The organism is Lysobacter sp. TAB13, assembly GCF_052113885.1.
GTDB classification, from domain to species: Bacteria; Pseudomonadota; Gammaproteobacteria; order Xanthomonadales; family Xanthomonadaceae; genus Lysobacter; species Lysobacter gummosus.
Window position 1 is genome coordinate 140,537 of record NZ_JBFRDR010000013.1, and the last position, 12,664, is coordinate 153,200.

Annotated in this window: 4 protein-coding genes; all 4 read right to left on the bottom strand. The window is 66.6% G+C overall.

The annotated features are described in order from the left end of the window. Positions 1-18: 18 nt before the first annotated feature. The 4 genes from AB4Y92_RS16655 to AB4Y92_RS16670 all read right to left on the bottom strand — a co-directional run bounded on the left by AB4Y92_RS16655 (position 19) and on the right by AB4Y92_RS16670 (position 12,441). Positions 19-1,764, bottom strand: coding sequence for a phytoene desaturase family protein (locus AB4Y92_RS16655; RefSeq protein ID WP_441820662.1), 1,746 nt, complete (start codon positions 1,762-1,764; stop codon positions 19-21). Continuing rightward, positions 1,754-11,224, bottom strand: coding sequence for an HSAF biosynthetic non-ribosomal peptide synthetase/polyketide synthase (locus AB4Y92_RS16660; protein WP_441820663.1), 9,471 nt, complete (start codon positions 11,222-11,224; stop codon positions 1,754-1,756). Before AB4Y92_RS16660 ends, AB4Y92_RS16655 begins: the two co-directional genes overlap by 11 nt. 72 nt (positions 11,225-11,296) lie before the next feature. Continuing rightward, entirely contained in the window at positions 11,297-12,043 is a 747-nt protein-coding gene (locus AB4Y92_RS16665) for a sterol desaturase family protein (protein WP_441820664.1), read from the bottom strand. A 248-nt stretch (positions 12,044-12,291) separates the two neighbouring features. Beyond that, complete coding sequence (locus AB4Y92_RS16670; RefSeq protein WP_441820665.1) at positions 12,292-12,441, bottom strand: hypothetical protein; 150 nt, start codon at positions 12,439-12,441, stop codon at positions 12,292-12,294. Positions 12,442-12,664 lie beyond the last annotated feature (223 nt).

The window sequence follows — 12,664 nt, forward strand, 5'->3', positions numbered from 1 at the left end:
GTGCGGCCTCCTTGCGGCTCAGACGGCCGTTGCCGGCGTGAGCGCGGACAACGGCGGGGTTTCGACCAGACGCAGCGGCCGCGCCGGACGTTCCAGCGGCGGGTCCTTGTCCAGTTGCGGCAGATGGCCGAGCTTGTCGCGATGCCACGGCTCGTTGTTGCCGCTTTCCCAGGCGCGGAACGGCACGCCGAGTTCCTCGCACAGATAGCGCGCGGCGAAGCGGCCGCTGGAGGCGGCCTTGATCAGGCTGCCGCCGTTGATCCAGTGCCCGGCCATCGAAAAACCGCTCAGGCCCTGCAGACGCATGCGGTCTTTTTTGATCAGCTCGGCGAGCAGATCGTCGGCGTCGGGCGATTTCCAGGCCAGGATCGCGCCCTTGTGATTGCCGGTGTAGCGCTCGGTGGTGGCCGGTGTGCCGACATCGACCAGTTCGATGCGCTCGCCGATGCCGGGGTATTTGCTCTCCAGGAACTCGCGCACGAACTGCGCCACTTCGCGTTTCTTCGCCCAGTACTGCTTGCGGTCGCTGCTGCGCAGCGTCTTCCAGTAGTCGTAATCGCTGAAGTAGGTGCAATGGATCACCGACTTGCCCGGCGGCGCGAAGCCGTCGGAATAGCGCGAGCGCAGTTGCACCACGATGCTGCCCTGGTCGCCGCCGGGCAGGCGGGCGGCGTCGGGCTTGCTGAGCAGATACGTGGTGCTGTGCGATTCGCCAGCGGGGACATCGCCTTCGAAGCCGACGAAGGCCGAGACCACGCCGGGATAGCGTTCGCCCGGCCGGTGCAGTACGTCGTTGAATAATTTGTCCAGGCGCGGATTGCTGTACTTGCCGTCGAGCAGATTGCGCAGAGTGAACACGCCGTCACAGGCGGCGACGACATGGTCGGCGTAATGGCGCTCGCCGTTCTTGAGTTCGACCCCGACCGCGCGCCCGTCTTCGATCAACACCCGGTCCACCCGGGTTCGATAGGCGATATGCCCGCCCAGGCCGAGATAGCGTTCTTCGACCGAGCGCGACAGGCCGAGCGAGCCGCCCTGCGGAAAGCCGACGTTGTCGTTGTGCGCCTCGGCCAGGTTGTACAGATACGGCAGCACCGCGAAGTTCTGCGGGTCTTGGAAGAACATGTTGCGAAAGCCGCGGCGCAGCAGCGGATCGGCGAAGCGGTCGGCGTACGGGCCCATCTGCGCCGCGCCGGTGCGCCAGAACAGGCGGAACGCCGGCAGCACCTGGCGCAGCGTGGCCAGTTTCTCGCGCCAGGTTTCCAGCGGCGGCGGGGTCAGGAACGGATGCATGGCGAGTTTGGTGAAACGGCGCAGATCGTCGCAGAAGGCCTTGATCAGCGGCGCGTCGATCGGCGAGACCTCGCGCAGGTGTTGTTCCAGGCGGTCGGGATCGTTGTAGAACCTGACCTCGCGGCCGTGCTCATCGACGACCTTGTTGAACAGCTCGAAGTTCTTGACCGTCTTGCCGTCGAGCGCGCCCAGCTCGCGCCAGACCTGATTGGCGTTGTTGCCCGGCGCGGTGCCGTTGAGCCATTCGATGCAGTAATCGAAGATGTAGCCCTTGCGCGACCACGCCGTGCAGCAGCCACCGGGCAGCACGTGCTTTTCGAAGATGCGCGTGTCCAGCCCGCTCATCTGCCCGTAGCAGCCGGTGGCCATGCCGGCCATGCCGGCGCCGATGACGATCACCCGCGGCCTGGCGTCTGGGGCGCGCTCGCGCGCGCTCCAGTCGGGCCCGGGCCCGACGGCATCAGGCGGCATTGGTCTGCCCTCCCACCAGGATGTCGCGCGCCAAGGCCGCGTTGAGCGCGATGTAGTTGTGGTCGAGCATGTCCGCGTGCTTGCCGAAGCCCTTGTAGACCTGGCTGCGCGTGGTGGAGCTGCCATGCCAGGTGCCGCGGTGGCCGGTGCCGTAGAACACCAGCTTGTCTTCGTCGGAGATCACGCTCACCGGCGCAGCGATCACGCCGATGTTCGGGGTCTGGCTGCAGAAGCGGATGTAGTCCTTGGCCTGCTCCAGGGTCTCGTGCGCGACGATCTCCGAGCCGGTGTGCTTGCGCAGGTGTTCGGTGAGTTCGCGTTCGAAGGCTTCGAAGTGCTCGTTGCCCAGTTCGAAGGATTCCGGAATGCGATAGGAATCCATGATCACCACATTGGGCACCTCGCGGCCGCGGCGTTCGAGTTCCTTCGCCACTTCGAAGGCCAGGTTGCCGCCGAGCGAATAGCCGAACAGGGTGCAGTGGCCGTCGGGCGCGTGGATGCTTTCGATCAGGTCGGCGTAGCTGGCGATCTTTTCGTCGCCGAGGATGTAGTTGAACGACACGAACTCGTACTCGGGCATGTGCACGGCCAGCTGGCGATAGACCAGGCCGTGGCCGCCGGCGGGCGGGAAGCAGAAGATCGTCTGTTCGTGGCTGCGGCCCTGATTGAAGCGCAGGTAGGGCTGGGCGCCGGCCACCCGGCCCAGGCTGATCGCCTCGACCGTCTTGGCCATGCCGTGCAAGGTGGTGACCTTGAACAACTGGCTGACCGCGATGGCGATGTTGAACTCGGTCTGCAGGTTGTAAATCAGTTCGATCAGCTTGATCGAGCTGCCGCCGACTTCGAAGAAATCGTGCTGCAGGCCGACCTGATCCAGGCCCAGCAACTGCTTCCAGTGCTCGGCCATGCGCACCTCGTACAAGGTCACCGGCGCTTCGAACTCGGCCTGCGCGTCGTGGCCGTCCGGCGCCGGCAGCGCGGCCAGATCGACCTTGCCGTTGGCCGACAGCGGGAGCGCGTCGAGCTGCACGTAGTGGGTCGGGATCATGAAGGTCGGCAGGTACGCGGCCAGATGCTCGCGCAGCGCGCGCCAGTTCAAACTCTCGCCCTCGTTCGCAGCGATGCAGTAGGCGCACAGCGCGGTCTCGCCGTTGGCGTCTTCGCGCACGCTGAGCACGGTCTGGCCGATCGCCGGCCACGCCGCCAGCTGCGATTCGATTTCGCCGATCTCCACGCGATGCCCGCGCACCTTGACCTGATTGTCGGCGCGGCCGATCAACTGCACTTCGCCGTCGGCGCTCCAGCGCGCCAGGTCGCCGCTGCGATACACCCGCCGCGGCTGCCCGCCGCGGCCCAGCGGCAATTCACGGAAACGCTGCGCTGTCTGCTCGTCGTCGCCGACATAACCGGCGCTGACGCCGCCGCCGCCGATCCACAACTCGCCCGGCACGCCGGCCGGCACCGGCTGTTGCTGCGCATCCAGGATATACAGCGCGCTGTTGGGGAAGGCGCGGCCGATCGGCACCATGCGGCTGGCGTCCAGATCGGCGGCATCGCCTTCGAAGTAGGTGCTGTCGATGGTCGCTTCGCTAAGGCCGTAGGAATTGATCACCCGCGTCCTGGCGCCGGCCAGCGCGCGCAGGCGCCGGTATTCCTCGACCTTCCACACGTCCGAGCCGACGATCAGCAGACGCATGAAGTCCAGGCGCTTGCCTTCGCGCTCGCAGTAGTCCATCACCCCGCGCACCACCGCCGGCACGAACTCGCCGGCATCGACGCGCTGGTCGAGCATGATCTGGTACAGGCGCTGGGTGTTGAACAACAGCTCGCGGGTGATCAGCACCAGGGTGCTGCCCGAGCACAGCGCGCGGACCAGATCGCCGGCGAACACGTCGAAGGAGAAGCTCGCCATCTGCAGGTGCGCGCGGGTTTCGTCCAATCGGTACTCGCGCTCCCAGCCCGCGTAGGCCGAGGCCAGGTTGCTGTGGGTCACGCGCACCGCCTTGGGCTTGCCGGTCGAGCCGGAGGTGTAGATCACGTAGGCGGTGTGATTCGGCTCGACCGGGAAATCCACCGGCGAGGCATCGGTATCGGCGTCGGCGATCAGGTGCAGATCGTCGGGCGTGAGCACCTCGCCGTTCCAACCGGCCAACCGCTCGCGGCGTTCCTCATCGACCACCGCGAACTGCGCGCCGGCATGGCTGGCCATGTAGGCCAGGCGCTCGGAGGGATAGTCCGGGTCCAGCGGCAGATAAGCGCCGCCGGCCTTGAGCACGGCGAGCAGGGTGACGATGAGCTCCGGCGACTTGTCCAGACACAGAGCGACCACTGCGCCGTCGCGCACGCCCAGCTCGCGCAGCTTGCGCGCCAGGCGGTTGGAGCGGCGTTCCAGTTCGCCGTAGCTGAGCTGGCGGGTGTCGCCCGATTCGCTCGGCGCCGCCACCGCGATGCTATCGGGCTTGGCCTTGGCGATCTGCGCGATCAGCTGATGCACCGGGCGCGCGGCCTCGGCGGTTTCCTCCGCGCCGCTCCAGTGTTCCAGCACGGTGCGGCGTTCGTCGGCGCCGAGCAACTGCAACTGCGCGATCGAACTGTCGGCCGGCGCGCGGGTCAGCTCGTCGAGCAGGTTGACGTAGTGACCGGCCAACCGCTGCACGGTCTGGGCGTGGAACAAGTCGGTGTTGTACTTGAACACGCAGTGGAAGCGCTGGTCGGCTTCATCCTCGTAGGCCGACAAGGTGAGATCGAACTGGCCTTCTTCTTCCGGCAGTTCGATGTACTCCAGGCGGTAGCCGTACTTCTCCGTGGCGACTTTGTGCGAGAGCAGGATGAACATCGCCTGGAACACCGCCGAGCGGCTCGGATCGTGCTGCAGGCCCAGCTTCTCGACCAGCAGCACGAACGGATACTCCTGATTGTCCAGGCCGTTGAGCACGATCTGCTGCACCTGGGCGAGGATTTCCGAGATGCTCGGCTGCGCTGCCAGATTCACGTGTAGCGGCAGCGGATTGACGAAGTAGCCGTAGACCTGCGCGAACTCTTCCTGGGTGCGGCCCATCACCGGGCTGCCGACGATCACGTCGTCCTGGCCGGTGTAGCGGTGCAGCAGGATGTAGTACGCGCTCAGCAGCACCATGAACACGGTCACGCCGTTCTCGCGCGCCAGGCTGTGGATGCGCGCGCTGAGCTCGGTGTCGAGGGTGAAGAACTCCGAGGCGCCGTTGTGGGTCTGCACGATCGGACGCGGCTTGTCGGTCGGCAGGGCCAGGATCGGCACTTGCTCGGGCAGGTGATCGCGCCAGTAGCTGAGCATCTTGGCCGCGTCGCGCCCGGCCAGGAACTTGTTCTGCCAGTTGAGGAAGTCCAGGTACTTGGAGCGCACCGGCGCCAGTTCGACCTTCTCGCCGCGGCGCAGACCTTCGTACACCGCCAGCAGTTCTTCGATGAAGGTGAAGGTAGAGATCGCGTCGGAGATGATGTGGTGGACGGCCTTCATGATCACCCAGCGATCCTTGCCGCGCTTGAACAAGCGAAAGCGCACCAGCGCATCGTGTTCCAGGTCGTAGGGTTTGCGGTATTCGCGGATGATCTGCTGGTAGATCTCGTCCCAGCTCTTGTCCTGGGCGTCGAACAGGGCGATGTCGTACTTGCCTTCGGCGGAGATCTTCTGCACCGCCTGGCCCTGGTCGAGCATGAAGTTGGCGCGCAGACTGGGATGGCGCGCGATCAGCGCGCGCACCGCCGCGAACATCAGCTCCGGTTCCAGTTCGGCGCGCACTTCCACCGCGCCGCCGATGTTGTACGCGAAGCCGTCCGGATTGAGCTGCTTGAGGAACCACAACGCATTCTGGTTCTGGGTCAGCGGATAACGGGTGTCGTCGGTGTGGGCGATGAACTGCGAGGAACCGTCGTCCTGGCCGTCGGCCGCGACCAGTTCGATCAGCGCGGCATGCAGTTGCTCGCCGAGCGTGCCGATCGAGGAACTGCTGAGCAAGGTCACCACCGGCAGCGCGACCTTCAGCTCGGTGTGGATGCGCGCGCGCAGTTCCATCGCGAGCAGCGAATCCAGGCCGAGCGCGTTGAGGCTGGCGTCGGTGTCGATCTGTTCGTGCTTGATCCGCATGACCTGCGCGATCAGGCCGTGGAAACGTTCGTTGAGCAGGCTCCAGCGCGTGTCGGCGTCGGCGTCGCGGAAGGCTTCCACGAAGCTGCCGTGTTCGTTGTTGCCGCTGCCGGCGCCGTGCTTGGCGAGTTCGACCACCAGCGGCGGCGGCGAGGCGTACCAGGCCAGGAAGATCGGCCAATCGACCACGGTCGCGACCAGCAGCTGGGCGCGGTCCTGGCCGATCACGCGTTCGAGCACGTCCATGCCGGCATCGGGCGACAGCGAGCTCATGCCGCGGCTGTTGCGGTAATGGTCGATCAGGCCGAGCTCTTCGATCATGCCGGTCGCCCACGGGCCCCAGTCCAGCGCCAGCGCCGGCAGTCCCTGCGCGCGGCGATGGTGGGCGAGGGCGTCGAGGAAGGCGTTGCCGGCGGCGTAGTTGCTCTGGCCGGCGGTGGTGACCAGGGACGCGATCGAAGCGAACAGCACGAAATGTTCCAGCGGCTGATCGGCCAGGTACTTGTGCAGCAGCCAGCCGCCGACGACTTTCGGATCGTAGACGGTGTCGAAGGTCTCGCGTTCCATCTCCGCCAGCAGCGTGTCGCGCACTTGTCCGGCCAGATGGAAGGCGCCGCGGATCGGCGGCAGGTCGCGCTGGCGGTAATCGGCCAGCCAGCCGCGCAGCGCGCCTTCGTCGGTGATGTCCAGCTGGGCCAGGATCGGCTCGGCGCCGAGGCGTTCGAGTTCCTTGAGGAAGCGCACGTTGCGGCCGACGGTGGTGTCGGCTTCGGTATCGCGCCACTGCGCGCGCGGCGGCAGTTTGCTGCGGCCGACCAAGATCAGCTTACGCGCGCCGCGCTTGACCAGGGTGCGGCAGAGCAGGCGGCCCAGCGCGCCGAACGCGCCGGTGACGAGGTAAGCGCCATCGCTGCGCAAGCGCAGCGGCAGCGGCTTGGTCAGTTCCGCCGCCGGCAACAGGCGGCTGGTGTAGCGCTTGCCGTCGCGCAGGGCGATTTCGTCTTCGTCGATCGACAACACCTCGCGGCGCAGCAGCGCCGCTTCGCCGACGCGCACGGTCGGATCGTTGTCGGCGACCAGGGGCAGATCGATCAGCTTGCCGCGCTGGCCGACCAGTTCCTGGTACCACAGCACCCGGCCGATGCCCCAGGCCGGCGCGCCCAGCGGCTCGACCGCGTCGCCGCGCGCGACCGCCTGGGTGCCGCGGGTGACGATGTGCAGGCGGCCGTGCGGATGCGAGGACGCCAGCGCCTGGCTCAGCGCGATCAGCGAATAGGCGCCGCGGCTGTTGCCGCTGTGCAGTGCGCGCGCGTCGATTTCGTCGAGCGCGGGTTGATCCAGATTCCACAGATGCACGATCGCGCCGAAGCGGCCGTTGCCGGTCTTGTTCAGATCGGCGAACAGGCGCTGCAGATCCTTGTTCGCGCCGGGCGTGACCGAAGACTCGCGCAGATCCTTCTCCAGCTTGTAGCGCTTGCCCGGACGCACCAGATGCACGCGTTCGCCGCGTTGCACGGCCAATGCGGCGAGTTCGTCGCCCAGGCCTTGTTCGTCGGCGAAGATCAGCCAGCCGTCGGTCTCGCCGGCATCAATCGAATCCGCGGCGTCGGCGCTTTGCTCGATCCACTGCACGTCGGCCAGCCAGTTGTCGATCGTGCTCAGGCTGACCTTGGCCGAGGCGTTCTCGACATTGGCCGCGCGGAAGCCGCCGACGCGGCCGAGCGGGGCGCCGTGTTCGTCGTAGACGTGGATGTCGCCGATCAGTTCATCGCCGCCATCAAAGGTGATCAGCGCATGCACCCACAACGCGCGGTCGCCGATGGTGTCGGTGCGCACTTCCTGGATCGACAGCGGCAGGCGGATGCCGGTGTCGTCGGCGTCGCCGCTCTGGCGCTTGAGGATCTGCGGTGTCAGCAGCGCCTGGAAGCAGGCGTCGAGCATGGCCGGATGGAAATGATGATCGGCCGCGCCGCCTTGCAGTTGCTCGGTCGGCACGATCCGCGCCAGCGCTTCGCCGTGGCCGACCCAGACTTCCTCGATGCCCTGGAACGCCGGGCCGTAGTGATAACCCATCGCCGCCAACGCGTCGTAGCAGGCCGAACGCGCCAGATACAGCGGGCTGCGTTCGCGCACTGCGCGCGCGTCCAGCGCCGGGCCGGGGCGCTGGCCCTGACTGGCGCGGACGCTGCCGGCGGCGTGCACGGTGCGGTCCTGGCCGTCGGCGCTCAGGGTCGAGACGTTGAAGCCGGCGCCGTCGGAAGAGAACGACAACTGCACGCTGGCCGCTTCGCTGTCGGGCAGGAACAAGGCCTTGCGCAGTTCGATGTCGGCGATCGCCGCCGAGGCGCCGCCGGTCATCGCGCGCACCGCCTGCGCGGCCATTTCGATGTAGCCCGCGGCCGGGAACAACACGTTGCCCTGGATGCGGTGATCCTGCAGATACGGGAGGTGCTCGGCGTCGAGCTTGGCTTCCCAGGTCGGCTCGGCGTTGGCCATGCGTCGGCCCAGCAGCGGATGATCGAGCTGGCCCAGACGGATCTGTTCGACCGGACGCGGCTCGACCCAGTAGCGATCGCGCTTGAACGGATAACGCGGCAAGGTGACGTGGCGGCCGCGCGGATGCAGCGCGTTCCAGTCGATCGCCAGACCCAGGTTGTGCAAGCTCGCCAGCGAGGCGGCGAAGCGCGCGGCTTCGTCTTCCTGGCGGCGGATCGAGGGAACGCTCTTGGCGCTCAGGCCGCGCGCGGCGAAGCATTCGTTGATCGAGTGGCCCAGCACCGGATGCGGGCCGATTTCCAGGAACAGATCGAAACCGTCGTCGGCCATCCGGTCGATGGCGGCGCGGAAGCCGACGCTGTTGCGCACGTTCTCCCACCAGTAGCCGGCGTCGAGTTCATGGCCCTGGGCGATGCCCGGCTTGGCGGTCATGTACAGCGGCAACTGCGCCGGATGCGGCGCCAGCCCGTCCAGGCATTGCAGCAGTTCGTCCTTGATCAGATCCATCTTGGCGCTGTGGTACGGCACGCGCACGGTCAGGAACTTGGCGAACAACTGCTCGGCCTGCAGCTTGGCGGCCAGTTCGGCCAGCGCGTCCTGATCGCCGGCCAGGGTGATCGCGGTGGGGCTGTTCACCGCCGCCACCGACACGCGATCGCCGTACGGCTTCACCCGCTTGAGCGCTTCGGCTTCGGTCAGGCTGACCGCGAGCATGCTGCCGGTGTCGACCAGTTTCTGCTGCAGGCGGCTGCGGTGTACGACCACTTTCACCGCTTGTTCCAGGGTGTAGACGCCGGCGGCGTAGAACGCGGCGACCTCGCCGGTGCTGTGGCCGACGATGGCGTCGGGCACGATGCCCTTGGCGCGCCACATCGCCGCCAGCGCGATCTGCACGGCGAAGTTCGCCGGCTGCGCCAGCCAGGTGTCGCTCATCTGCGAATCGGCTTCGGCGGCGTTCATTTCATCGATCAACGACCAGTCCACGTGCTTGGACAGTTCGCGATCGCATCGCTCGATCACCTCGCGATAGATCGGATCGTTGTCGAACAACTGCCGGCCCATCGCCCACCACTGCGGGCCCATGCCGGTGAACACCCAGGCCAGCTTCGGCGCCGCGGTGCCGCGGCGTTCGTCGGCGATGATGTGCGGATGCGCTTCGCCGGCCTCGAACGCGGCCAGGCGCTCGTCGAGCGCTTCGCGGCTGTCGTAGACGAAGGACAGGCGCGCATCCAGATGCTGGCGGCGGTGGGCGAGGGTATAACCCAGGTCCTGCAGCGAGATCGCGTCGTCGCCGCCGCGCGCCAGTTCCTTGCGGATGCCGGCGACCAACTCGGGGAACGCGGCCGCATCGCGCGCGGTCAGCGGCAGGATGTTGTAGGCGCCGCTGGCGGTGGCCGGCTGCGCGTCCTGCGTTTGCGTCGCGACCTGCGTGGTCTCACGCAACGGCGCTTCTTCCAGCAACACATGCGCGTTGGTGCCGCCGAAACCGAACGAATTGACGCCGGCGCGCGCCGGGCCTTCGTGTTCGGGCCAGGCGGTGACCTGGGTCGGAATCTCGTACGGCATCGAAGCGATATCGATGTCGGGATTGATCGTGTTGAGGTTGATGTGCGGCGGAATGAGCTTGTTCTTGAGCGCCAGCGCGGTCTTGATCAGGCCGGCGACGCCGGCGGCGGCTTCGGTGTGACCGATGTTGGTCTTGACCGAGCCGACATAGCACTTGTCGCCGGGCTTGCGCCCGATCGCCAGCGCGCGGCCCAATGCCTTGGCTTCGATCGGATCGCCGACCGGCGTCGAGGTGCCGTGCGCTTCCATGTACTGCAGGCTGCCCGGTTCGATCCCGGCCTCTTCGCACACGCGCTTGATCAGCGCGACCTGCGCGTCGGGATTGGGCACGGTGATGCCGTTGCTGTGGCCGTCCTGGTTGACGCCGGTACCGACGATCACCGCATAGATCGGATCGCCGTCGCGCAACGCGTCGTCCAGGCGCTTGAGCGCGACGATGCCCACGCCCTCGGCGCGCACGTAGCCGTTGGCGGCGGCGTCGAAGGTGCGCGACTTGCCTTCCGGCGACAGGAACCCGCCCTTGGTTTCGGCGATGGTGTACTGCGGCGTCATGTGCAGCAGGGTGCCGCCGGCCAGCGCCAGGCTGGTTTCGCGCCGGCGCAGGCTGTGGCAGGCCAGATGCACGGCGACCAGCGAAGAACTGCAGGCGGTGTCGATCGACAGGCTGGGGCCGCGGAAGTCGAAGCAGTACGAGATGCGGTTCGACGCCATCGTCATCATCGTGCCGGTGGCGGTGTGCGCGGCCAGCGTCTCGAAGCTCAGGTCGGCGAACTGGACGATCTTGTAGTCCAGCGTGAAGGCGCCGACGAACACGCCGATGTCCTGGCCGGCGAGCTGGCCCGGCCGGAGGCCGCCGTCTTCCAGCGCCTCCCACGACACTTCCAGCAGCTTGCGCTGCTGCGGGTCCATGTAGTCGGCTTCGCGCGGGCTGATTCCGAAGAAGGCCGGATCGAATTCGTCGAAGCCGTCGATATACCCGCCGCGACCACCGACTAACCGGCCGGGCTTGCTCTTGTCGCTGCTGCCGAGCGTGCGCACGTCGTAGCGGTTGAGCGGCGTCGCGCTCAGGCAGTCCTTGCCTTCGATCAGGTTCTGCCAGAACGCGCGGTGATCCGACGCACCGCCGGGCAGGCGGCAACCGATGCCGACGATGGCGATGCGGTCTTCGAGCGCGGCCGGCGCGGCGTGGTGGCCTGCGCCATGGGCCGCGGCCTGCGAAGCGGCGTCATTGCTCGGAGCCTCGCTGGAGGTGGGCTTCTTGCTGGAGTCCGTCATGATCGAGTCCTTGGTTGTTACGTTGCCGACGCGAGAGGGTTGGGGAGGTGCGAAGAGCGGATCGGTTGGCGGCTACGCGCGCGGTGTTTTCCGGCGCGGCCGCAACGGGTGGATGAGGGTCGAGAAGATCGCGCCGCTGCGCGGGAACGAGCCCGGGTCGAACAGGCCGATGGCGCGCGGCCGGCGCTCGGGCCGCCAGGTGTAGCTGCCGAACAAGCGATCCCAGATCGACAGGTCCGAGCCGAAATGCCCGGCCTCGGCCTTGTCGCAGCTGTGGTGCATGCGGTGCAGCTCGGGGCTGGCGAGCAGGTGGTTGAGCCAGCCCAGGCGCACGTCGATGTTGGCGTGGACGAAATAGCCCTGGGCGATGATGAAGACGCCGACGGCGAACACCGCGTGCTCGGAAAAGCCGATCAGCGACAGGCTGACCTGGACGAAGAACTGCGCCAGCACGATGTCGAACACGTGGTTGACGCCGTTGTTGCCGACGTTGACCTTGTCCGGCACGTGATGCACGCCGTGCAGCCGCCACAGCAGCGGGATGTCGTGGCCGGCGCGGTGCACCGCGTAGCTCGCCAATGAACTGAGCAGCAGCGCCAGCGGAATTTCGGCCCACAGCGGCAGCGCCGGATGGAGCGGCGCGACCTTCGACACCACCGCCATCACCGGCACCTGGGCCAGCGCGCCGCCGATCACGGTCAGGACGAAGTACAGCGCGTACAGGCCCCATTCGCGCCGGGTCGGCAGCCACGCGCGCTCATAGGGAATCAGCCGTTCCAGCCCGGCCAGATAAACGATCGTGGCCAGTACATAGGCCATGCTGGCGGCGCCGAGATTCCACTTCAGGGTTATCGCGGTTACTGAATAGATAACCACCGACGACAATAATATCGGGTGCGCGAGATAACGTAGAAACTCGAACTTGTTTATCCGGGGCGGCGTGACCGCGGTGGCGGTTTGGTTTGGCGAAGCGGTGAGGTCGATGGCGGGGGCGGTGATAACGTCGTCTGCGTCACATCCGGAACGAGAACCCTCAGGCAGCCCCGGGCGGGAATCCGATAATGGGTTCATCGCCGCGCTCCATTATCAATATCCGCGCCGGAGGGAGTTTTTAAGGCGATATTGCGACCGCCATTGCCAAAGCCATGCGCGGCTGTAGTCACTATGGCATAAGGCATTGATTTATTTGGCGCATAGCAAGCCGTTGAATCGTCCATGCGACCCTCGCAGTGATGTGGGTTGGGCGGCTTATATAATACGTTTCCGTATTGTTTCAGCCGGGTCCGCGGGCCGGATGGCGCCCGGGTTATTCTGGGCGCCATATTCAAGGCAAGCTCAAGCCGCAGTCAAAGAAGCAGGCCCGATAATCCAGTGACGCGGATCATTCTTTGGAATATCCGTTCCCCGGCGGCAAAGATAATGTGCTGGTATGGGTCCGCC

Bases quoted from the DNA above. Each gene is read 5' to 3' on its own strand.
- AB4Y92_RS16655 (WP_441820662.1), bottom strand. From the start codon at position 1,764: ATGCCGCCTGATGCCGTCGGGCCCGGGCCCGACTGGAGCGCGCGCGAG.
- AB4Y92_RS16660 (WP_441820663.1), bottom strand. From the start codon at position 11,224: ATGACGGACTCCAGCAAGAAGCCCACCTCCAGCGAGGCTCCGAGCAAT.
- AB4Y92_RS16665 (WP_441820664.1), bottom strand. From the start codon at position 12,043: ATGGCCTATGTACTGGCCACGATCGTTTATCTGGCCGGGCTGGAACGG.
- AB4Y92_RS16670 (WP_441820665.1), bottom strand. From the start codon at position 12,441: ATGGACGATTCAACGGCTTGCTATGCGCCAAATAAATCAATGCCTTAT.